Annotated in this window: 20 protein-coding genes and 1 other RNA gene; 8 read left to right on the top strand and 13 right to left on the bottom strand. The window is 32.5% G+C overall.

Going from position 1 to position 22525, the window contains the following annotated elements; all coding sequences use genetic code 11:
- Positions 1-13 precede the first annotated feature (13 nt).
- The 8 genes from RM520_RS09040 to RM520_RS09005 form a co-directional block, all read right to left on the bottom strand.
- Positions 14-682, bottom strand: coding sequence for a hypothetical protein (locus RM520_RS09040; RefSeq protein ID WP_311385383.1), 669 nt, complete (start codon positions 680-682; stop codon positions 14-16).
- Positions 683-876: 194 nt separating this feature from the next.
- Positions 877-1545 (bottom strand): response regulator, encoded by a 669-nt coding sequence (locus tag RM520_RS09035; protein WP_311387785.1) that lies wholly within the window; start codon positions 1543-1545, stop codon positions 877-879.
- A 17-nt stretch (positions 1546-1562) separates the two neighbouring features.
- Positions 1563-3632 carry a tetratricopeptide repeat-containing sensor histidine kinase gene (locus RM520_RS09030; RefSeq protein WP_311387784.1) on the bottom strand — a complete coding sequence of 690 codons (2070 nt, stop codon included), beginning with the start codon at positions 3630-3632 and terminating at the stop codon, positions 1563-1565.
- Between the two features lie 101 nt (positions 3633-3733).
- Positions 3734-3877 (bottom strand): hypothetical protein, encoded by a 144-nt coding sequence (locus RM520_RS09025; protein ID WP_311385380.1) that lies wholly within the window; start codon positions 3875-3877, stop codon positions 3734-3736.
- Positions 3878-4028: 151 nt separating this feature from the next.
- On the bottom strand, positions 4029-4796 hold the full coding sequence (locus tag RM520_RS09020; protein ID WP_311387783.1) for a LytR/AlgR family response regulator transcription factor: 768 nt from the start codon (positions 4794-4796) through the stop codon (positions 4029-4031).
- A 71-nt stretch (positions 4797-4867) separates the two neighbouring features.
- Positions 4868-6316 carry a hypothetical protein gene (locus tag RM520_RS09015; protein ID WP_311387782.1) on the bottom strand — a complete coding sequence of 483 codons (1449 nt, stop codon included), beginning with the start codon at positions 6314-6316 and terminating at the stop codon, positions 4868-4870.
- Positions 6317-6420: 104 nt separating this feature from the next.
- Positions 6421-6813, bottom strand: coding sequence for an acyl-CoA thioesterase (locus tag RM520_RS09010; protein ID WP_311385377.1), 393 nt, complete (start codon positions 6811-6813; stop codon positions 6421-6423).
- 2 nt (positions 6814-6815) lie between these two features.
- A complete protein-coding gene (locus tag RM520_RS09005; protein ID WP_311385376.1) occupies positions 6816-7859 on the bottom strand; it encodes a glutaminyl-peptide cyclotransferase in 1044 nt (347 codons plus the stop codon).
- Positions 7860-7947: 88 nt separating this feature from the next.
- Here RM520_RS09005 and ffs point away from each other — a divergent pair.
- From ffs to fsa, 3 genes are all read left to right on the top strand, one after another.
- Positions 7948-8046, top strand: an RNA gene (gene ffs, locus RM520_RS09000) — signal recognition particle sRNA small type.
- A 56-nt stretch (positions 8047-8102) separates the two neighbouring features.
- Complete coding sequence (locus RM520_RS08995; protein WP_311387781.1) at positions 8103-8909, top strand: SDR family oxidoreductase; 807 nt, start codon at positions 8103-8105, stop codon at positions 8907-8909.
- 40 nt (positions 8910-8949) lie between these two features.
- Positions 8950-9606 carry a fructose-6-phosphate aldolase gene (fsa, locus tag RM520_RS08990; protein WP_311385374.1) on the top strand — a complete coding sequence of 219 codons (657 nt, stop codon included), beginning with the start codon at positions 8950-8952 and terminating at the stop codon, positions 9604-9606.
- Between the two features lie 44 nt (positions 9607-9650).
- On the opposite strand, the gene RM520_RS08985 is transcribed toward fsa, so the two are convergent.
- Entirely contained in the window at positions 9651-11066 is a 1416-nt protein-coding gene (locus RM520_RS08985; protein WP_311387780.1) for a transaldolase, read from the bottom strand.
- Positions 11067-11227: 161 nt separating this feature from the next.
- Between RM520_RS08985 and RM520_RS08980 the strand changes: the two genes are divergently transcribed.
- Positions 11228-12856 (top strand): ABC-F family ATP-binding cassette domain-containing protein, encoded by a 1629-nt coding sequence (locus RM520_RS08980; RefSeq protein WP_311385372.1) that lies wholly within the window; start codon positions 11228-11230, stop codon positions 12854-12856.
- Here RM520_RS08980 and RM520_RS08975 read toward each other — a convergent pair whose 3' ends face one another.
- Positions 12857-13576: a hypothetical protein gene (locus RM520_RS08975; RefSeq protein WP_311387779.1), complete on the bottom strand. Its 720-nt coding sequence runs from the start codon at positions 13574-13576 to the stop codon at positions 12857-12859.
- Positions 13577-13798: 222 nt separating this feature from the next.
- Between RM520_RS08975 and RM520_RS08970 the strand changes: the two genes are divergently transcribed.
- Positions 13799-14365, top strand: a complete 567-nt coding sequence (locus RM520_RS08970) for a fasciclin domain-containing protein (RefSeq protein WP_311387778.1) — start codon at positions 13799-13801, stop codon at positions 14363-14365.
- 4 nt (positions 14366-14369) lie between these two features.
- Here RM520_RS08970 and pheT read toward each other — a convergent pair whose 3' ends face one another.
- Positions 14370-16796: a phenylalanine--tRNA ligase subunit beta gene (gene pheT, locus RM520_RS08965; protein WP_311387777.1), complete on the bottom strand. Its 2427-nt coding sequence runs from the start codon at positions 16794-16796 to the stop codon at positions 14370-14372.
- A 129-nt stretch (positions 16797-16925) separates the two neighbouring features.
- Between pheT and RM520_RS08960 the strand changes: the two genes are divergently transcribed.
- Positions 16926-18161 carry a peroxiredoxin family protein gene (locus RM520_RS08960; protein WP_311387776.1) on the top strand — a complete coding sequence of 412 codons (1236 nt, stop codon included), beginning with the start codon at positions 16926-16928 and terminating at the stop codon, positions 18159-18161.
- 76 nt (positions 18162-18237) lie between these two features.
- Here RM520_RS08960 and RM520_RS08955 read toward each other — a convergent pair whose 3' ends face one another.
- The gene (locus tag RM520_RS08955; protein WP_311387775.1) at positions 18238-19410 is read right to left on the bottom strand and encodes a 2-isopropylmalate synthase; all 1173 of its coding nucleotides are present in this window, start codon (positions 19408-19410) and stop codon (positions 18238-18240) included.
- A 146-nt stretch (positions 19411-19556) separates the two neighbouring features.
- Between RM520_RS08955 and RM520_RS08950 the strand changes: the two genes are divergently transcribed.
- Together RM520_RS08950 and RM520_RS08945 are read left to right on the top strand one after the other, a co-directional pair.
- Positions 19557-21101 carry a hypothetical protein gene (locus RM520_RS08950; protein ID WP_311385366.1) on the top strand — a complete coding sequence of 515 codons (1545 nt, stop codon included), beginning with the start codon at positions 19557-19559 and terminating at the stop codon, positions 21099-21101.
- A gap of 10 nt (positions 21102-21111) precedes the next feature.
- Positions 21112-21978, top strand: a complete 867-nt coding sequence (locus tag RM520_RS08945) for a DMT family transporter (protein WP_311387774.1) — start codon at positions 21112-21114, stop codon at positions 21976-21978.
- A 2-nt stretch (positions 21979-21980) separates the two neighbouring features.
- On the opposite strand, the gene RM520_RS08940 is transcribed toward RM520_RS08945, so the two are convergent.
- Positions 21981-22502, bottom strand: coding sequence for a DUF4252 domain-containing protein (locus RM520_RS08940; protein WP_311387773.1), 522 nt, complete (start codon positions 22500-22502; stop codon positions 21981-21983).
- Between the last annotated feature and the right edge of the window lie 23 nt (positions 22503-22525).

The following is a 22525-nucleotide window of genomic DNA, read 5'->3' as shown; positions in this document are numbered from 1 at the left end:
AAGGCTTCTTTACTTATTGATTTAAAAGGAAAAAATCACTTTCATCAATTATTGTTTTGTTTTTAAGATCATAAATTGATGAATCTGGTGAAGATTCAAAATAGAGTCCCCAGAAATCAAAATAGTCCGTTTTAGATTTTTTAGTGCTTTTTACGTCTTGAAGTGCACTTGGTTCATTTTCTTGTTCTTCAAAAACTGGAACAAAAATTTCATAAGGCATTTCTGATAGACCCTTTGTAAAATGGACAAAATTTTCACTAATAGAGCATAAAATGGTACCCAATTCATCAGGAATACTATTTGTAAATATTTTGGTCACAATAATGGAAGTATCTTTTAAATTGATAGTAAGCTCAGCAATGTCAATGTTAACCTGATTCTCTTCAGATAAATTAAAAAGGGCGGTTTGAAAAGGCGACGCTTCAGACTGATTTGCTTTTGAAGTATAAAAACTACCCCAATTTCCATTATTAAGATAAAATAGACTTTCAGTTAGACTAAAGTTGCAATTAAGTTCAACTATTAAATCAACTTGTTCATTCTCAAGTGTAATTTCTTGGATGGTTGCGTCGGCAAAAAAATCACGCTCCAAATGATTTTTAAAAGTACGAAGTCCAAGTAAACCATTTAGCTCTTTTCGTTGCTGAAATGGATGTTGATTGTTTTGGTTTTGGTCTGACATAAAATGGTTCTAAACATTAGTTACTCGAAGTTAGAATGAAAATGAACCAAATCATTGCATGAAAACCATAAAAAAACTGGGGTTTATCTTGTTTTTAATCATAATTATGTTAAAATTATGTTAAAATCAAAACTCTTCTTGAAATGTCATTAAAATAAGGTGAATTGTATAATAGTAAACTTGAAATGTTCCTACTAAATGAAGCCTCTGTTTTTTGCAGCAACAATTAGGGCTAAATCGTTCTCTTTTTCAGTTCCAAAAAGAGACTTTAAATGTCTTTTTCTATTTTCAATAGATGAAGACGAAAGTTCAATATGTTGCTCTAAATCTTTTGTTTTCGTTCCTATAGATAAATGATATAATATTTTTTTATCATTAGAATCTAAGGTAATATCACAAGACATTTTTTTACGAATCGCTCCTAATGCTTTTGATGAATAGTATGGAGGTTCAAATATTACCGTTTTAACCGCTTGTTCTAATGATTTAGGATCAATATCTGTTTTTACCATATAACCATCAGGATCAACTGATTTTAGAATGCTATTAATCCTATAGTTGTCACTAAATGACGACATAAAAATGATTTTAGACTCCGGAACAAGTTTGCGAGCCAATATTCCTAAATCTTCACCGTTGTGAGGTTGCTCTTCATTTGGTGGAAATAATTGAACATCTAAAAAAATAATATCGTACTTAAAAGAATGTAAAGAGTCTTCTATCTTCTGTTTGCCAGCGTCAAAAGAATTGGCGGTGTCAACTATGATATTATAGCTGTCAAAAACAATACGTTCAAGAATAAATTTATAACCCAGCATGGTCATTTCATGATCATCTACTGCTAAAATCCGAAGGGTTTTCATAAAATACTGTTTTAAAATTATAATACTTCTTCAATTGCTTTACCAGTGATAAATGGTTTCAGATTTTTTTGAATATTTGAATCCAAAGGAAAAGTCATTAGCACTTTTGTGTATTTGCTAGTTTTACTGTCAATTTTTAGTAACCCTTTCATTTTTTTAACACGAGAAATGATATTCTTTAATCCAATTCCTTTTTTTGCCTTAGTATTGTCAAATCCAATACCATCATCAATGATATTTAAATTTAACACTTTTTCTGAGGTTTCAAAACTTACAGTTATGTTTTTACACTTTGAATGCTTGATACAATTTTGTAGGCATTCTTGAATAATTCTATAAATATTAATTTTCATTTCACTATTCAAACTATCCCAATTGTAGTCTTTCGTATAGTGAAGATTAACTTCAATATTAGTTGAATCTTTAGTTTTATCAATTAAATCTTGAATTGAAACCATAAAATTGTGCACCTTTTCATAAGCCGATGCATTCAATTCATGTGATATTGTTCTAACCTCTTCTTCTAGCTCTTGTAATTTCTGTATGAGTTCAGCTCGCTGCTCAATGGCGTCTTGGTCAGAACGTTCATTAAGTCCGCTTAAAATTAGTCGTATACCTAACATTTGACCCAGTATACCGTCATGTAACTCTTCAGAAATACGTTTCTTTTCAGATTTTTTGCCTTCTTCTAACTTGCCGTGTTGTGACAACATCAAGTTGTAAATTTCTTGATTACTATTTTGTTGCTTTTGCTTGAATTTTAGTTTCTGATTATTAATTTGTTGCGATATAATAGTAAATATACCGAGACCAAGGACCAATAATATAAGGGCTGCACCGGCATACAGTTCTTTTTGCTTTGCTAATTCTACATTTTCTTCGAGGATATCATCAGTTTCCATACGAATACGAGCAAATTTATCTTGTATGATGCGCTCTTTTTGTAGCAACTCATTATTTAATGCTATATGAGATAATGCATATTGGGCACTATTTTTTTTATCCAAAGTAATAAGCTCTTTGTATATTTTTAGTAGACGGTCATAATTTTTGGTTTTCTCAGCTATTTGTTGTCCAATTTTTATTTGTTGAATGGCTTCTAGAGTATCTCCTTTTTTAGCCAATACTTGACCAAGAAAGTACTGATTTCGAGCTTTGATATATTCATTGTTAATACTATCAAGTATTTTGTTAGATTTGATTAGCGCAGTTTCAAAATCTTCAATATTTAGTGCTCCACCTTTTAAACCACTATGCGCCCAACTCCCAAGAACTCTAGCGTAAAGTGTAGGGTATTTTTTTAATAGTTTTTCCTTTGTTAGGAGGTTTTCAAACATCGAATATGCTTTTTCGTAGGAATGACTTTTTAAGTAAACAGCATAAATATTATTTTCATTAGATAGGTACGCCCTTTCTTGGCCGGCTTTATCCTTTCGATATGGAATAAATTCTTTGGCTTTTTCATAATACTCAATAGCCTTGTCGAATTTATTCAAGGCTCCTTGAGAAATAGCCAAACCATTGTATGCTCCATAAAGCTTATCTTTTCTACTTGATTTTTCAAGTGACTGGATAGCTTTGGTATGACTAATTTCGGCCCCTACATAATCTTTAATGTTGTCCTGTAAATTTCCAATCTGCACTAAAAGCTGCCCAGGATAATAATTATTGGAACTATCTAATTCCATCGAACTAAAAACACTATAAGCTTCCTGGTAATGGTAAAAAGCACTATCTGGAGCTTTTGTTTTGAAAAAGTCGGCCAAATCCCAATGGGCAAAGGCATGTACTTTATTTTCACCTAGTTCTGTGGCTAAAAGAATAACCTTCTTGTTATACTTTCTAAATAAGCTAGAATCTCTGGTTTTTAAGGCAGTAGTCGAAATTTTATCTAGCGAATCGGGATTTGATTTTGACAATGCTCGTAAGGCTCTTTCAAGATAAAGGTCTTTTTGTTCTGCGGTTAGGTTATGATTAGTCTTAACATTTTCAAGCCAAATAGTAGTGCTGTCTATGGGGTCTGTATTTTGGAAGCCAAAACCTTTAAAAAAAATCAAATTCAATAAAAGGACAACCCCAAACCTCATAAATGTAGTTTACACGCTTTTGTAACGTTTTACCTACAGACAAGATACAAAAAAACCCCAAATGTTAACATTTGGGGTTTTAGAGTTTTTTAAAGAGAAATTTAATCTCTACTACCAGGTTCATTGTCTTCGTCATCTGTTGCGTTTACAAACAATTCTTCTTGATCTGCAGTACTTTCAGTTTCGCATGAAACAAAACCCAATGTCATTACAGCTATGGCTACTATACTTAATACTTTTTTCATGATGTTCAATTTTTAGATTATGTGATTTGATTTAAATTCTTTATTGTTACTGCAATGTAAAGAGAGCCTTTAAGGATGATGGTTCAATTTTTAAAAGAAAAGTAACCGAAAGAGAAGTATTAGTAATTGACCTAATTTTATTAGAATTAGTTTATTTGATAATGTCAATTGCGTTTTTAGAAAGAAGAGTTTTCAAACTATCAATACGTTCTTTGTATGATTTTGAAAACGGTAACTGATTTTCAATATTTTTTAGAGTACAGGTGCTTTTACCAAAGTTTATTCTTGAAACGTATTTTATATTAAGAATATAGCTTTGATGTATACGTATAAAATTTTCTGGCAAAGTTGCTTCAAAAGCCTTTAAGGTTTTAAAAGCACTTATTTTTGTACCATCTTTCATGAAAAAATCTGTAGCATTATTATCTGCTTTTAAATACAGAATTTCATTGGTGTCTATATAATGGTAGTCACGATAAGTTTTTAAACATAAGGTTGTTGGAACTGCTTCTTGAGGTACTTGTTTTCTAAGTTTTAAAATTGTCTTTCTAATTTCAAACTCATTGTTGGGTAACAACCAATAATCAAAAAACCCACTTTTAAGTGCAGTGTAGGCGTGAGACTTTGTAGATGATACCCCTACCAATAAAGGAGTTTTTTGAAGGTATTGATACATTTCATTCACCATCTGAAAACACTCATTCGCATTTTCATGAAGTTTTATAATAACAAGGTCAGGTAAAAACTTTAGTATTTGATTTAATCCGTCGGTTGTATTTGAAGCAGTACCTGAGCAAATAAAATCGGGATATTCGTGCAGTTGTGCCTGCAGCTGAAGACTAGCTGTAGCATTTGCATCAATAATTGTATATGTATAATCCATACCCCCGAATAGATTAAAACCAAGATACAATTGCATTTTTAATCTATGTTGCGTTTTAACCTTAAAAAAACTAGGGGTTCTGTCTAAATTGACTTGAAATGATTGATTTATTGGGGTGTTATGAACTCATAGGCTCCTAAATCTGGCGTCATTACTCTAGAATTACCTAAAATATCAATGGGTGCTGAGAGCGCTGTTTCCAAATCTCCTAGATCTAGTATTTCAGAAGATATCAAGGGAAAGAAAAAATTATTTCGCGCATCTTCAAAATCCGTATTAGAATTTAAAATGATATTTTGATAACTGGTTAGATTTTCAAAGTCAAATAAAGGGTTTTGAACAAAATCATTATTAATATCATTGAATTGAATGGAACAGTTCAAAAAACTAAATTGAAAGCTATTCAATTCATTTGTAGCAAGCAGTAGTTCTATGTTTCTATTTCCGTCAATAATGCAGTTGGAAAACGTAGCTTGTTCTAAATCTGCGCTGAATATGGAACCGTCATTTAAATTGACAAAATTATCTATAGATAGGGCAGGGGCATTTCTAAAACCATTTACCCAATAATTGGCTATTGTACAATGCTTAAAATCATAGTTACCACCAAGATTACAGTACAATGAGGTTGACCCAGAACCGCCAAAAACTGAATTCTCAGCAGTGATTCTAGCTGTTCGTCCCCATAAATTACTAGTGTTATTGTTGTATAGTTGGCTGTTATTTATGGCTAGTGTTGTGTTATTGTCTTCTGGTAAGCCATCTACTAATAAACCTACAGTGCCATTCTTTAATGTCAAGTATTCAATTTGATTATTACTGCTTCCTGCGGTTATCCAAATAGTTCCCCACTGTCCAGGCACATCGGCAAATTCAGGCTCTAAACGGTCGCCTTCAAAAATCACTTCATTTTCTAATAAGGTTTGGTTTTCACTTAATGATCCATTAATTTCAATACTTGCGTTTGGACTCACTAAAATTCCTGAATCTTTATGAAAATGTACCCTAGTACCTTCAGAAATAATTAATCTTTGTCCTTCCGGAACAGCCGCATAGCCATAAATAACATAAGGTTTTTCATTATTAAAATTAAGCTCGTCTTCTTCTAAAAAAAATCCCTCTATTCTTATTTCGTTTTGCTCTTCATCTAAACCCAATAATAATGTTTCTTTTAAACCATTGTCAAGTCTTTGCGGATATAGAAAAATAGCATCCCTAACAAGCGTAACTAATTCAACTGATTTAGTTTCATTAGTGTTTTCAAATGTTATGGCATCAGTATATAAAAATTCATTCTGGCCTTGGTCTTCAATAGACTCAGTGGTTTCAATAAATATAAACAAGCTATCTTTTGCCAAAAGACTAATGTTATTAAACTCTTTACCCGCTATACCATCAACATTCAACCGATAGTTGCTTTCTTGTCCATTTCTTAACCCAATAAACGGTATAGATACATCTTCATTTTCTTTATTGTAAACTTTTAGGGTATAAGTACTACTACCTATATTACTAAAAATAGTATCTAAAAAAACAGTGTCTTTTGAAAATTCCAAATTTCCTGAAGACGTTTTAAAATCAAAGTCTTTTCGGCAAGAAGATAAGCCTACAATAATGCAAAGAGCAGCTAATATTTTGAATATTTTATTATTACCTATCACTAATTCAAGAATAAGTTATTAACCTTTTCAGGTATTCTTACTGGCCTCAAATTGGATGGGTTAATAAGGCACCATTCTGTCTCAGAAGTTACTACTAGTTTATTTGTTAGATTATTTTTAATACGGACTTGTCTAGTTGAAATTGCTCCTTTAGAGCTTGCAATATTGGTCTCTAATAATAAATTATCATTGATTTGAGCAGAACTATGATAGGTAATTATATGTTTTCTTACCACCCAAATAAATTCTTTTTGAAGATGTTTATCAGCTTTTAACTTCCAGTGTTCTTTGGATATTTGTTGAATCCAATCTAAATATCTGACATTGTTAACATGATGTAAATCATCCAAATCATCATCAGTCACCTTTATATTTATGGAGTATTTTGACATCCTTATTTCTTTAGAATTTCTACTTCAAATAGTTTATTCCAATTTTTACCCGTGACAAAGAAGGTTTTCTTTTCAGGGTGATAAGCAACACCATTTAGTACAGAGTTTTGCTCATCCCATTCTTCTCCCTTATCTGAAAGTTTTTTAAGTCCTCCAAAATTTATTACACCTTCTATTGCACCAGATTGAGCATCAATTATCATCATACTTTCCTTGCCATAAACGTTGGCATATATTTTTCCATCAACATATTCAAGCTCATTTGCACGATTAAAAATAGACTTATTGGTAACGATTTCTAGATGACCGGTTTCGACCAAAGTTTCTGGTTCTAAATACCAAATTTTTTCAGTCCCATCACTTTTAAAAATTTTTGTCCCGTCATTACATAGTCCCCAGCCTTCTTTACTTTTTCCATAAGTGAAACTTTCAGTTTTTTCAAAATTCTCTAAGTCATAAACATAACCAAAACCACTCTGCCAGGTAAGTTGATATATTTTATCGTTCATGATCGTAATTCCCTCTCCAAAAACTGAATTATCTAGATTAATATTTTTTAAGACTTCTCCGGTTTCATAATTAACCTTACGTAGTGTAGATTTCCCTTTCTTACCAGTACTTTCATATAAAACACCACCACTAAATTCTAAACCCTGTGTATAGGCCTTAGGGTCATGCGGATATGTATTTAAAATTTTATAGGTATAAATTTCTGGAGGTTTATCTGCTAAGACTTTTATCGTCTTAAACACTTCGACTTTGATGTCGTCATAAGTAATTTTAGCTACCAATTTTTTACTTCCTAAACTTTCAATATTTAGCGTAATTTTCCCATCATTTACAGGTAGTGCTATACCGTCAATACTATATTCAATAGCACCTATGGTTTCTTCTTTTTTATTGTCTATGGCAATACCTATAGTCTGATTTTTTTGAAACTGATTTTTATTACCTTCTAGCTGAATCGCAAAGAGCTCTTCGGGTTTTGAATTATTACCACAGGCCTCAACTAAAACTAGGGCTAGTATTAACAAATAAGTTTTCATTTTTTGCATAGCTTTTTTTACCAATTACAATACCAAATTAAGAATGTAAACCGATTGCAACAAATTTAAAAGGTCGTATATTTGCCTTTGGCAAGTCCTACACGACCAGCTCCTGCAAAATCCCCCAGGGTGGGAACGCAGCAAGGGTATGCGGTCGTAGCGGTGCGATGTAGGTAGCTTGCCTTTTTTTGTACCTAAAAGTGAAGGTTTATTCTTTTACTTTTTAATTGTTTTTTAAGAACTATGAGTAACAAAGTTGTCTTAATAACGGGAGGATCTTCAGGTATTGGTAAAGCCACAGGTATATTTTTAAAGCAAAAAGGGTTTATTGTTTATGGAACAACAAGAAGCCTAGACAAGTATTCTGATTTTAAAGATTTTTCTCTTTTAGAGCTTGACGTGAAGAAGGAAGAAACCATAAAAAAAGCCATAAGTGACATTATTGAAAAAGAAGGTAAGCTTGATATCTTGATTAATAATGCTGGTGTTGGTATTACTGGGCCAATTGAAGAAACTCCAATCTACGAAATTGAAAAGGCTTTCGATACAAATTTTAATGGTCCTATTCGAATGCTTCAAGCTGTTCTTCCCGAAATGCGTAAACAAAATTCTGGACTTGTAATTAACATCACATCAATTGCAGGTTATATGGGTTTGCCTTATCGAGGAATTTACTCAGCTACAAAAGGTGCTTTGGAACTTGTAACCGAAGCTTTAAGGATGGAAGCCAAAGAATTTGGCGTTCACATTACTAATCTTGCTCCGGGTGATTTCGCTACTAATATCGCTGCTGGTCGTTTTCATTCACCTGTAGACGATAATTCGCCATATAAGGCTTATGGGCGTACTCTAGAATTAATTAACGATGATGTAAGTAATGCAAGTAATCCTATTAAAGTAGCTGAAAAAGTACTAAAAATTATAAATACGGTAAACCCAAAAGGCCATTATAAGGTTGGGAGTTTTATGCAAAAGTTTTCGTTGATTTTGAAGAGAGTATTACCCGATAAAGTATATGAAAGACTACTTTTGAATCATTATAAATTGTAGTTTTATAACACATTAAGAACATTAAAAAGAGAAACGTACTATGAAGTTTTTTATTGATACTGCCAACTTAGAACAAATTAAAGAAGCTGAAGCATTAGGAGTTTTGGATGGTGTAACTACTAATCCGTCTTTAATGGCTAAAGAAGGTATTACGGGACAAGAGAATATTCTCAAACATTACGTTGATATCTGTACTATTGTTGAAGGTGATGTTTCTGCTGAAGTGGTTTCAACAGATTTTGACGGAATGGTGAAAGAAGGTGAGGCTTTAGCCAAACTTCATGAGCAGATTGTTGTAAAAATACCTATGATTAAAGAAGGTGTTAAAGCTTTGAAGTACTTTTCGGATAAAGGTATTAGAACCAATTGTACACTTGTTTTTTCAGCTGGACAGGCATTATTGGCTGCTAAAGCTGGGGCTACCTATGTTTCTCCTTTTCTTGGTAGATTGGATGATATTTCAACGGATGGTTTAAATCTTATCTCAGAAATAAGATTAATTTATGATAATTACGCTTTTGACACTCAAATACTTGCAGCATCAATTCGTCATACCATGCATGTTATAGATTGTGCTAAACTTGGAGCTGATGTCATGACAGGACCACTTTCATCTATTGAAGGCTTATTGAAACATCCACTAACGGATATTGGTTTAGCTAAGTTTTTAGCTGATTATAAGAAAGGAAATTCTTAGAAAACAAAAGAAAAGATTCTGAAGTAATATTAAATGCCGTGGTTTTATTTAGAGACCATGGCATTTTTATTTGGACTAAAAGACTTGTAGAGATGAGCAAAAGCATCTTCAATTCGTCCATCTTTTGTAATTACACATTTATTCAATCCATCAACAATCAATGATTCTTGAATATTCTGAAAATCACTACCCCAATATTGATTGGCTAAATCTAGCTCATAATCCTTTATCATTGCTAACCATTGTGATTTACCTGTTTTCAAGTTAATGCCTACATAGTTATATTCTGGGTGACTTTGCTGTAGTCTTTTAACATGTTTGATCACGTTTTTAAAATGCCTTTTTTGTGTGGCTGTCCAAAAATAGAAAACGGTATTTTCTATTTCAGCTATTTCCTTCAATGACATTTCTACACCATTACTGTTCTCTATTAATAGTTCAGGAACTTGCTGATTGGCTTGTAAGTTTTGGATGCCTTGATAAAGACTTGTAATTTCTTCCTTGTGGTATTGGTTTTCAGAAAGATTTTTAAAATCACTAATAAAAGTATCACAGTCCTTAGATACCTCATGAACCTTTAGAAGATAATCCATAGTAACGTTTCTAAATAGATTGTCGCGCAAGTTCTTTTCTTGAACCATACTATCTATCAAAATCATTTTATGGCGATTTAAATGTAGATGATTCTTTTTTGCCAAATGAGAATCCATGCCGCATTTTTTCATGCAGGTCATATATGATAGATTTCCAAAATGATGAATCATAAAATCATAATATGGTCTAAAATAAACCATATCCTTATTGTTAATATCTAAATTATTTCGATAATCATAAAATGATACATCTAACTTGTGAAAGGCATCTTCACCAGTTTTCTTTTTATGATAAAAAGGGTATTTTTCTTTGTATAAATAACTATTATAATCTATTGAAGCTTTAGCCATTGCAAAAGCTTTATTAGAAAGCCCTTCTTCTAAACTCAAGGTATTAAGTTCAACTAGTTTTTGATTTCTTAAAGAATCTATTTTAACACTGAAAGTTTCTGGAGCAAGCTTATAATAAGAATTAATTAAATGCTCTTCGTCTTCATAATTCAGGAACATTTCAATCATGAAATTATTAACATCTTCATTAGACCCTGAAAATACTAAAGACTCATCAAATGCCATAGTATTCAATCGAATCAGGATACTATCGCCTTGTTCTAAATATATATATTGCAATTCAGGTGCGTGGTCAAAATGGTGCAAGCCTTCTTCCACATTTTCAATTGTAAATGAAAAAAGATTGTCTTTATCTAATTTTGCAGAATCAACAACTACTTCATTTTTATAAAGAACAATATAATCACTTGTTGGATTTACAATCTCGCCAGCAAAGTATACAACATCAGGTGTTTTAGATTGTTCAGCACAACCTATAAAAATTACAGTAATGTATAAAAGTAAAATTTTATGCATAAACCAATTTAGTCTAACAAAATTAAGAATCGATTAAAACCTTGGCTGTTAATGGCTAGTTAAATGTTGTGAAAGACTTTGTATACCTGTTTATTGCTAGTGTTCTTGTTGGGAACAGCTGTAATTTTTAGCTACTTTTGCAAAAAAATTAATTACATACTATGCTTTCAGTATCAAATCTATCAGTTCAGTTTGGAAAAAGAGTTTTGTTTGATGAGGTCAATGTGGCCTTTACTGACGGCAATTGTTATGGCATTATTGGAGCTAATGGCGCAGGTAAATCTACTTTCTTAAAGATATTAGCAAAAAAACAAGATCCAACTTCAGGTCATGTCCATTTAGAGCCTGGTAAGCGTATGTCCATACTAGAGCAGAATCATAATGAATATGATGATTACTCGGCCTTAGAATCAGTTGTTATGGGTAACAAACCTCTATTTCAAATCAAACAACAAATTGATGCGCTATATGCTGATTATACTGATGCTAATGCAGAGAAAATAGGAGAGCTTCAGGTACAATTTGAAGAGATGAATGGCTGGAATGCTGATAGTGATGCAGCAGCTCTTTTATCAAACTTGGGTGTTGCGGAGGCTTTTCATTATACAGCAATGGCTGATTTAGACTCAAAACTTAAAGTAAGGGTATTATTAGCGCAAGCTTTGTTCGGTAATCCTGATGTTCTAATTATGGATGAGCCAACGAATGATTTAGATTATGAAACCATCAATTGGTTAGAACATTTTCTTGCCAATTATGAAAATACCGTGATAGTGGTTTCTCACGATAGACACTTTTTAGATGCAGTATGCACACATATTGCAGATATTGATTTTGGTAAAATGAATTTGTACTCTGGTAACTATTCCTTTTGGTATGAAAGTAGTCAATTAGCGCTCCGTCAAAGAGCACAACAAAACAAAAAGGCTGAAGAGAAAGCAAAAGAACTTCAGGAGTTCATCATGCGTTTTAGTGCGAATGTTGCGAAAAGTAAACAAGCGACCTCACGTAAAAAAATGCTGGATAAGCTTAAAATAGATGATATAAAACCATCTAGTAGAAGATATCCTGCTATTATTTTTGATAGGGAAAGAGAAGCGGGTGATCAGATATTGAATATTGATAAATTATCCGCTCATTCAGAAGATGGTGATCTTCTTTTTGATAATGTAGCTATCAATCTTGCGAAAGGTGACAAAGTGGCTATTATATCAAAAGATTCAAGGGCTACAACTGCTTTTTATGAAATCATTTCAGGTAATAAACCATCCAATGGTGGTTCTATTCAATGGGGAGTAACCACAAGTCAGTCATACTTGCCCGTGGATAATGATAAATACTTTGATGAAAATATGAATTTGGTTGATTGGTTGCGCCAATGGACAAAAACAGAAGAAGAACGCGAAGAGGTTTATGTAAGAGGGTTTTTAGGTAAAATGTTATTTAGTGGTGAAGAGGCACTTAAAAAGTCAACCGTACTATCTGGTGGTGAAAAAGTACGTTGTATGCTAAGTCGAATGATGTTATTACGAGCTAATGTTTTAATGTTAGATGAGCCAACAAATCACTTAGATTTAGAAAGTATAACAGCATTTAATAATTCACTAAAGAACTTTAAAGGTACGGTGCTATTGACAACTCATGACCACGAGTTTGTGCATACCGTTGCGAATAGAATTATTGAATTAACACCAAAAGGAACGATTGACCGATACCTAACTTTTGATGAGTATATGTCAGACAAATCCATCAAAGCACAACGTGAAAAAATGTATGCAATACCTGCTTAATTAAGCATTAAAGTATTTGCTGTTCCAAATCGCAGGATTGAAATTTTTGCCTAAAGCAAAGCCATAGAATATGACAACAGCAGCAATGGATTTAAACATAAAAAAGAAAATCACCCAAAATTCTGCTCCAGAGTAAGACTTTGAAAAAAGACCATTTGGCACTAGCAAGGTAATTAGGTAACTAATAACTAATGTGGTTATAGTTAAGTTTATCATGCCTTTAAATGGCCATACCAAAGCTTTACGCAATGGATGTAAATCATTACCCCATTTGTGGATTAAATAATAATATCCATTGCCGATAGGGGCAAAAAGTAAAGGATCATCCTTATCTTCTAATTTAAAAAGTTTTGAAGGTGCCATTATTTTAAAACCCTCTAATTCAAGATTATGTTCTTTATCAAGGTTTTCAATTTTAGAGATGGCAGTTTTTGGTATTTGTCCTTTAAATAATCTAGTATCTAGAAAACGCAATCTGTAGTCCGTACAAATTGTTTTAATTTGGTCAATATGAAAAATTCTCGAAGTTTCTAACAAATCAATATCAAAACCATTACTTTGAACTATTGATTTCTTTTTCAATCTCTCATTAACCGATGTCTTTTCAGTAATGTGTTTTTCTAAAATTTGATGTACTTGGTTAAGAATAAATTCAGAAGTAGAATTTTTGGACTTAACCCGAGAAAGCTCACGCTCAATATTTGTTTTTTGTAAGAACATTTTTTTCTTTTTTAGCATTTTTCTCAAAGTTAATTAAATTCGATTTTTTCGTTCTTGAAGCCTTAGGCTCATTATGTTAAAAAAATGTTAAATTCTTTGAACAGCAGACTCGAACATTTTGGAGTATTGTTCAAAATGTTATCTTACCGATGTTTTTAGGCTATTTATCGATGAGAACCGTAAAATGTCCTGTATTGCTCCAAACAAACTGAATATACACTAATGAAAAGTCCCCTATTAAAGCTATGTGTTATAGCTTTTTGTCTCTTGTCTACTATTAGTTTTGCTCAAAACCAGAGTTTAACAGCTTTGCCCTCGGTATTATATCTTGCTAAGGATAAGAATATAGTGGAAACCACTGGAGATTCTGATAACCATAAAATTTTAATGGCTGCTGTAAAAGCTACAGATTTAGAAGACGTTTTGGGTCAAAGTGGTCCTTTTACTGTTTTTGCTCCATCCGATAATGCCTTTGCTAAATTTTCAAAAGAAGAATTACAAAAGCTGTTTCTTCTAGAAAATAGAAAGGAATTAAAATCTCTATTGACTTATCACATTGTCGCAGGTAATCTTAGCGCTTCAAAAATACTAAGAGCTTTATGCAGTGGAAAAGGTAAGACCACTTTTAGAACGGTTCAGGGAACTAAAATTAACGCTAGTTTTGTCGGAACGGACATCGTATTGACGGACAGTTTTGGTAATACTGCAAAGATAACCGAAGCAGATGCTAAACAAAGTAATGGGGTAATTCATGAAATTGATAGCGTAATTCTACCTTCAAAACTTTAAGAAACTATCTTAATTGGGCTTCTAATTTGGCTTCATAAACACTCTGTAGTTTCAACATTATTTTGTCTATTTGTTTATCTGTAAGTGTCTTGCTAGAATCTTGCAATGTGTAACTTAAGGCGTACGACTTCTTGCCTTCTTTTAGTTTTTCTCCAATATAAACATCAAAAAGATTTACACTTTTTAGAAAGTTTCTTTCCGTTTGAAAGGCCAAATCGTAAACCTCTTTATAAGAGATATGCTCATCTAATAGAAGGGCTAAATCTCTATTAACTTCAGGAAATTTAGATATTTCTTTAAAAATGATATTTGATGAATTCAAAACTTTGCAAATGGCATCCCAATTAAAATCAGCATAAAATACTGAATTTTTAACATCAAATTTTTTCACTATGCTTTTATGAACTAATCCAATTTCTATTATTTTGATTTTACCAGAGAATACAGCGATTGCTTCTGAATATAGATTTGTTTTTAAAGGTTTTTCTTTAAGGTTATTAACACCTAACCTATCTAAAATGGCTTTTACCATTCCCTTTAAATAAAAGAAATCTGAAGGTTGTGAATTAACCTTCCAGTTATCTTCAACTTGATTACCACAAACCAATAAACTTAAATGAGTTTGTTCTTGAAATTCACTTTCACTTGTTTTTAAATAGGTTTTGCCGAATTCAAAGAATTTTAGATTTTGTTTTCTTCTATTCTGATTGTAAACCAAAGTTTCAAGTCCGGAAAAAAGCATAGATTCTCGAAGCACAGAAAGATCAGCACTAAGCGGATTTAACATGCCTACCGAGCTGTCTAGGTTTTCTTTCAAAATACTGTTATGCTCTTTTGGAACAAGACTATTGGTCATTATCTCATAAAAACCTCTAGAAGCTAAAAGATCACCAACTTTATTTTGTAGTTTATGATTTTCAAACCTACCTGAACTTGCTACAGAAGCGGTAAATTTTTGATTAAACCCTATTTTATTGTAACCATAAATTCGAAGAATTTCTTCAATAACATCGACTTCTCTCGTTACATCCGTTCTGTAAGATGGAATAGTTAATCCAAGACCAGATTCGGTAACGTTATTTAATTTAATTTCTAAAGATGCGAGAATAGATTTTATTGAATCGTGAGGTATTTCATGTCCGATCAATCTGTTGATTTTATCAAAAGTCAAAAAGACCTGAAAATCTTCTTTTTTGTTTGGATAAAGGTCAACAATATCTGAACTAATTTCACCACCAGCTATTTCTTTTATCAACAGTGCTGCTCTCATTAAAGCATATTCAGTAAGATTTATATCTATCCCTCGTTCAAAACGAAAAGAAGCATCAGTGTTCAAGCCATGTCTTTTGGCTGTTTTACGGATAGAGACTGGATTAAAATATGCGCTTTCAAGAAAAATGGCAGTTGTATGATCTGTTACTCCAGAGTAAATTCCGCCAAAAACACCTGCTATGCACATCGGTTTTTCGCTATCACAAATCATTAAATCATCTTCGTGTAATTCTCTTTCCGCACCGTCTAAAGTGACAAATTTTGTGCCTTTCGGAAGTGTCTTAACCTCAATTTTACTTCCTCTAATTTTAGTTGCATCAAATGCATGTAGCGGTTGTCCAAGTTCATGTAAAACATAGTTTGTAACATCTACTACATTGTTAATTGGAGCTAAACCAATTGCTTTTAATCTGTTTTTTAACCAATTTGGTGATTCTTGAACCAGAATGTTATTAATAGTTACACCACAATAACGAGGGGCTAAAGTATTGTCTTCAACGTCAACATCAATTTTCAAAGACCTACTATCAACTGAAAAATTACTAGTTGATGGTGTAATCAGTTCTAATGAAAGTTCCTGTTGCTCAAGCCCAGCTTTTAAATCACGTGCTACACCAAAATGGCTCATAGCATCTGACCTATTTGGTGTAAGCCCAATTTCAAAAACTTTATCAGTTTCAATGCTAAATACCTCATTTACTGGAGTACCTGGTTTTAAAATTTCATCTAAAATCATTATGCCGTCATGATTTTCTCCGAGGCCAAGCTCGTCTTCCGCACAAATCATTCCATGACTTTCTTCGCCTCTAATTTTGCCCTTCTTAATCTTCCAGGCCTCACCCTCATTTGTATATAATGTGGTTCCAATTGTGGCAACAGGAACTTTCTGTCCGACTCCTACATTTGGTGCTCCACAAACAATTTGAAGAGAAGTATCAAGACCAACATCTACAGTGGTCAATTTTAAGCGATCAGCATTAGGGTGCTGTACGCAAGTAAGAACTTCGCCAACAACGATTCCACTTAAACTACCTTTGACAGATTCAAAATCCATAATACCTTCAACCTCTAACCCTAAATCAGTTAAAAGTTCTCCAGTTTTTTCTGCTTCCCAATCTAGTTGTAAAAATTGTTTTAACCAGTTGTATGAAATCTTCATTGCTCAAATTTAAAGTCAGCAAAGATAAAACATTGCTAACTGACATTCAACGTGAATTAATCCCAAAGAATAAAGATAAAAATGTAAGGAACTTCAATTTTTTCTATATAATTGAATAAATTTTAAGTTATGAAGAAAGGGGTCTCCAAAATATTAATTCTTTTAGCAATTGTAATTGTTTCAAATAGTTGTCAAGAAAGGGTTGAAAATCAATTAGTACTAGGGGAGTGGTGGGCGAATTTAGAAGTTACAGAAAGCGAAATTTTACCATTTAATTTTAGTTTGACTTCATCAGAAAATGGAGATTACAAAATGGTAATACGCAATTCAGATGAACTTATTACGGTAGACGATATTGAAGTGTTTAACGATTCAATTCTAATTAAAATGCCAGTTTTTGAAGGTTATATAGCTGGAAACTATACAGATGAAACCATAACAGGAAGTTTTGTTAAAGAAAGTCTAGATAGAATAGTTCCCTTTAATGCTGAATTTGGTGAAAAATCTAGATTTGAAGTGAAGGAAGTTGCTAGTATTAATGTTTCGGGAATATGGGAAGCAGATTTTAATATTGATGGTGAAAAGCCTTATATCGCCAAAGGAATCTTTTATCAGAATGATGATATTGTTACCGGTACTATACGGACTACCACTGGTGATTATAGATTTTTGGAGGGAGTAGTTGATGGGTCACAATTAAAATTATCAACTTTTGATGGGGCTCATGCTTTTCTTTTTACTGCCAATGTTACTGATAGCACTTTAAATGGATTGTTTTATTCAGGTAATCATTCTGTTGAGAAATTCACAGCAAAACGTAATGATGCATATGAATTACCGGATGCAAATTCTTTGACTTTTTTAAATGAAGGATATGAAAAGTTTGATTTTACTTTTCCCGATGTTAATGGTAATATGATAAGCCTTTCAGATGAAGAATTTCAAGATAAGGTTGTTCTAGTGCAAATTATGGGTACTTGGTGTCCAAATTGCTTGGATGAGACAAAGTTCTATGTGGAGTATTTAAATAAAAACCCAAATCCAAATTTGAAAATGGTTGCTCTTGCTTTCGAATATGCCCGCACGGAAGAAAAGGCTTTTCAAGGAATTCAACGGTTAAAAGATAGAGTTGGAGTTGATTACCCAATTTTATTGGCGCAAGTAGGTACTGACAGTAAAACCAAAGCCAATGAAAAATTACCAATGTTAAATCACGTATTATCATATCCTACAACAGTTTATATTGATAAGAAGGGCGGCGTACACAAAATTCATACTGGTTTTAATGGCCCAGCAACCGGAGAAAAATATGAGGAATTTAAAGTCGAGTTTGAAAAAACGCTCCAAGAACTATTAGTAGAATAATTGTCCTAGGTCATAAATTATAATTATTGATTAGATAGTACAGTTCTTTTAAGCTTCAAAGAGTTTATATTGATTTTTACGCTAAGCTTGCCAAATTGACATTGCTAGTCTCAATAATTTCATGAATGTCTTTATCCCCAATTTCTTTTTTTCTGTCGGCAAAAAGGAGGAAATTTTCGTAAACCTTGTCTAACTGAAGCTTGGTTAGTTCATAGCCAACGTTCTTTGCTCTGTAAGCTAAAGCAGCTCTACCGCTTCTAGCCGTAAGTACTATAGATGATTCGCTGACTCCAACATCATTAGGGTCAATGATTTCATAAGTCTCTCTATTTTTGATAACACCATCTTGATGTATACCTGAACTGTGCGCAAATGCATTAGAACCAACAATTGCCTTGTTTGGTTGCACTGGCATACCCATTTTATCAGATACCATTAAACTAGTATCATATAAGAGTTTACTATTTACATTAGTATCTAAGTTTAAATTTGGATGCTGACGAAGAATCATAACTACTTCTTCCAAAGAGGTGTTACCAGCTCTTTCTCCAATACCATTTATGGTACATTCAATTTGTCTGGCACCTCCAATTACACCAGCAATAGAATTTGCAGTGGCAAGACCTAAATCGTTATGACAGTGACAAGAAAGGATAGCCTTCTCTATTCCGGTTACATTTTCTTTTAAATACTTCATTTTAGCCCCGTATTCATCAGGTAAACAGTAGCCGGTTGTATCAGGAATATTTAAAACAGTAGCACCAGCCTTAATTACAGCTTCGCAAACTCTAGCCAAATACTCGTTATCAGTTCTTCCGGCATCTTCAGCATAAAATTCTACATCTTCGACAAAGGTTTTGGCATATTTAACCGCTTCAACTGCTCGTTCTATAATAGCTTCTTTTGTTGAATTGAATTTATATCTTATGTGAGAATCGGAGGTGCCAATACCTGTATGTATTCTTGGCCTTTTTGCAATTTTAATTGCTTCTGCAGCGACTTCAATATCTTTTTTAACCGAACGAGTAAGACCACAAACTGTCGCATTTTTGACGAGTTTAGCTATTTCATTGACCGAATTAAAATCTCCTGGACTTGAAATAGGAAAGCCTGCTTCGATAATATCTACACCGAGATGATCAAGGCGTTCCGCAATAACCAATTTCTGTGTTGTGTCTAACTTACAACCAGGAACTTGTTCTCCATCCCTTAGCGTAGTGTCAAAAATTTGTACCTTATCTTTACTCATTATTTCGGGAAGTTTTAACTGAACTATACGAAGATAAAATACCGAAATTCAAGTAAATTGTGTGGGGTATAACCATTACAATGTTAAATAGTTTTTTCAGTTATTTAAATTACTGAATAACAGATATTTAAATAGTTTATTTTACGATGACAAATACCCAAAAGGATACCTTATTTGTACTGGTCAAATCTCTTTCAAAGTCAGAAAAAAGACAGTTTAAGCTTTATGTAGGTCGATTAGGAGTAAATACAGATGCTAAGTTCTTGGCACTCTTTAATTTATTGGATAAGATGAAGGCCTATAATGAAGCGCAAATATTGGATAATGGAATTGTCAAAAAATCACAGTTATCAAACTTAAAAGCTCATTTATATAAACAGATTTTAGTTAGTCTTAGGCTAAATCCTGTAAATCAAAATATACGAGTTCAAATTAGAGAGCAATTAGATTTTGCTACCATACTTTATCAAAAAGGGTTATATAAACAAGCTTTAAAGATTTTAGATAAAGCAAAGAACATCGCTCGAGATAATGAAGAAAAAAATGTAGCATATGAAATTGTTGAACTTGAGAAAATAATTGAAACACAATACATTACCAGAAGTATCCCTGATAGAGCTGACGAATTAGCTGTGCAAGCGAAAGCACTTTCTGAACATAATGTTATGACAAGCAAATTATCAAACTTGTCATTACAATTATATGGAATGATGCTCAAAGTAGGCTATGTACGAAACGATGAAGATTTGCAACGGGTAGAACGCTATTTTGAAAAGCATTTACCAGAATTTAGACTTGAGGAATTAGGTTTTAGAGAGCGTTTGTGGCTCTACAAGGCGCATTTGTGGTATAGTTTTTTAACTCAAGATTTTTTATCATCTTATCGTTATGCAAGTAAATGGGTTGATCTTTTTTATGAAAATGAAGACATGATTCAATTGAATCCTGTATTCTTTTTGAAAGGCAACCATTATTTGCTAGAATCTTTATTTTATGTAAAATATCGCTCACAGTTTAAAGATACGCTTACTAAAATGGAGCAAATGATAGAAAGTAAAACCTTTCCTAAAAACGATAATATTGCCTCTTTGGCGTTTTTGTATCTGAATTCCAATAAATTAAATCTTCATTTTTTAGAAGGTACTTTTGAAAGGGGACTTTATTTGGTTAATATCGTTGAATATGGTATTAAAAAACATAGGGATCGTATTGACGAACATCATATCATGCTATTGTATTACAAAATAGCTTGTTTGTATTTTGGTAATGGAGACAACAAGAATTGTATTGTTTACCTTAAAAAAATCATTACGAATAAAAACCTTAAAATGCGAGAAGACCTTATGTGTTTTGCTCGAGTTTTGAGTTTAGTTGCCCATTACGAGGCCGGTATGGATTACCATTTAGAGGTGCAACTAAAAAGCACCTACAAATTTTTATTGAAAATGAATGATCTACAGGCGGTTCAAAAAGAGATGATTAAATTTTTAAGGAGTCTCGGTGATATTTATCCTAGTGATTTACGTAACGAATTTCAAAAGTTATATGATGAACTTAAAAAGTATGAAGATCATCCTTATGAAAAAAGAGCTTTTTTGTATTTAGATATTCTGTCATGGCTTGAAAGTCATCTACAAAACAAACCTGTTGGATTTATTATAAAAGAAAAGGCCCGGGCCATAACACGTTAATAAATTTTCTTTGAAAGTTAAGAACACCAGTCTCGCTCATTTGCTAGAAATTAATCTAGCAATGATTTTTATAAGCACTTCTGGCGCTTTGGGCAGGCATATTGATTTACCTGTGCCCTTGATTATTGTGTCTCGGTCTATTTTAGCGGTTATAGTATTAGCTCTTTATTGCAAATGGAAGGGGTTTTCATTTAAAGTCTTAAAAAAAGATAGATTTCCAATACTAGCTAGTGGACTGTTTTTGGCGCTGCATTGGCTCACTTATTTCTATTCTCTAAAGCTTTCTAATGTCGCTATTGGTATGCTTTCCTTATTTACATATCCAATATTAACTTCTCTTTTGGAACCATTGTTGTTGAAAACGAAGTTTCAAAGAGTGCATTTATTTTTGGGTCTTTTGGTCTTAACAGGAATTTACTTTTTGGTACCAGCTTTCGATTTAGATAATTCATACACAATTGCTGTCGGTATTGGTTTATTATCTGCACTTTTCTATGCATTAAGAAATATCATTTTAAAAAATAGAACAAGTAGTTACAATGGTTCAAGTTTAATGTGCTTTCAACTGTTTGTAATTGCAATTTTTTTGTCACCAGTATTATTTTTTTACGAATTGGATCAGATAACAACCCAATGGCAATGGTTAGTAGTTTTGGCAATATTAACTACATCAATTGGTCACACACTGTTTCTAAATAGTTTTAAGCATTTTTCAATTACCACCGCAAGTATTTTGAGTAGTGTTCAACCAGTATTCGGTATTATTATCGCAGCTGTTTTTTTAGGTGAAATTCCAACTTTAATGACAGTCCTAGGTGGTTTTTTAATTTTAAGCTCTGTAATAATTGAAAGTATTCGTTCTTATAAGAAAGAATGAGACTAGTTAGTAATTCCTGGAGTATTCAAGTTCATTTGTGGTAAAAGGCCATTTGAAAAATTTTCAAATTGATTATTTTTTGCTAGTTCTCTAACTTTTATTGGATCAAAATTTCCATTGAAATAAAGAAATGACCCAGTGCTGTTATTGTTATTATAAATCAAAATCTCTTTGACAACATCTCGCTTTTCACGAATTGAAACAACATTTCTTTTAAGTTCGTCATTTTTTCTAAAAACCTCTATGAAGGAAGAAGAAGCAAAACTGTTCATTTGATTATTTAAGAACTGAGATTGTGATTTAGTTTTACTTGGAAACTGCATATATCTCAAATCTTTAGTATTTCCTACAAGAGATTTCATTTCCGGTGAAATTTCACTCACCAGGGAGAACATGAATTGTGGCACCCTAATAGCCGTTACTTGATTATCATTTTTATGAGCTTCGTAAAAAGTATCGATAGAGTTGTAACTACTACAAGACGTAATAAGGAGGAAAGCGACAATAATTAACGATTTTTTCATGGTTAAGTGTTTCCATAAAATTA

It is taken from the genome of Croceitalea vernalis, from assembly GCF_031846405.1.
GTDB classification, from domain to species: domain Bacteria; phylum Bacteroidota; class Bacteroidia; order Flavobacteriales; family Flavobacteriaceae; genus Croceitalea; species Croceitalea vernalis.
The sequence above is the reverse complement of the archived record's forward strand: the minus strand, read 5'-3'. Positions and strand labels throughout refer to the sequence as shown.

Coding starts and splice junctions, on each gene's coding strand:
- RM520_RS08960 (WP_311387776.1), top strand. CDS start 16,926: ATGAAGAAAGGGGTCTCCAAAATATTAATTCTTTTAGCAATTGTAATT.
- pheT (WP_311387777.1), bottom strand. CDS start 16,796: ATGAAGATTTCATACAACTGGTTAAAACAATTTTTACAACTAGATTGG.
- RM520_RS08980 (WP_311385372.1), top strand. CDS start 11,228: ATGCTTTCAGTATCAAATCTATCAGTTCAGTTTGGAAAAAGAGTTTTG.
- RM520_RS09005 (WP_311385376.1), bottom strand. CDS start 7,859: ATGAAAACTTATTTGTTAATACTAGCCCTAGTTTTAGTTGAGGCCTGT.
- RM520_RS09030 (WP_311387784.1), bottom strand. CDS start 3,632: ATGAGGTTTGGGGTTGTCCTTTTATTGAATTTGATTTTTTTTAAAGGT.
- fsa (WP_311385374.1), top strand. CDS start 8,950: ATGAAGTTTTTTATTGATACTGCCAACTTAGAACAAATTAAAGAAGCT.
- RM520_RS09025 (WP_311385380.1), bottom strand. CDS start 3,877: ATGAAAAAAGTATTAAGTATAGTAGCCATAGCTGTAATGACATTGGGT.
- RM520_RS09040 (WP_311385383.1), bottom strand. CDS start 682: ATGTCAGACCAAAACCAAAACAATCAACATCCATTTCAGCAACGAAAA.
- RM520_RS08940 (WP_311387773.1), bottom strand. CDS start 22,502: ATGAAAAAATCGTTAATTATTGTCGCTTTCCTCCTTATTACGTCTTGT.
- RM520_RS08955 (WP_311387775.1), bottom strand. CDS start 19,410: ATGAGTAAAGATAAGGTACAAATTTTTGACACTACGCTAAGGGATGGA.
- RM520_RS09035 (WP_311387785.1), bottom strand. CDS start 1,545: ATGAAAACCCTTCGGATTTTAGCAGTAGATGATCATGAAATGACCATG.
- RM520_RS09020 (WP_311387783.1), bottom strand. CDS start 4,796: ATGCAATTGTATCTTGGTTTTAATCTATTCGGGGGTATGGATTATACA.
- RM520_RS08970 (WP_311387778.1), top strand. CDS start 13,799: ATGAAAAGTCCCCTATTAAAGCTATGTGTTATAGCTTTTTGTCTCTTG.
- RM520_RS08975 (WP_311387779.1), bottom strand. CDS start 13,576: ATGTTCTTACAAAAAACAAATATTGAGCGTGAGCTTTCTCGGGTTAAG.
- RM520_RS09010 (WP_311385377.1), bottom strand. CDS start 6,813: ATGTCAAAATACTCCATAAATATAAAGGTGACTGATGATGATTTGGAT.
- RM520_RS08985 (WP_311387780.1), bottom strand. CDS start 11,066: ATGCATAAAATTTTACTTTTATACATTACTGTAATTTTTATAGGTTGT.
- RM520_RS08950 (WP_311385366.1), top strand. CDS start 19,557: ATGACAAATACCCAAAAGGATACCTTATTTGTACTGGTCAAATCTCTT.
- RM520_RS08995 (WP_311387781.1), top strand. CDS start 8,103: ATGAGTAACAAAGTTGTCTTAATAACGGGAGGATCTTCAGGTATTGGT.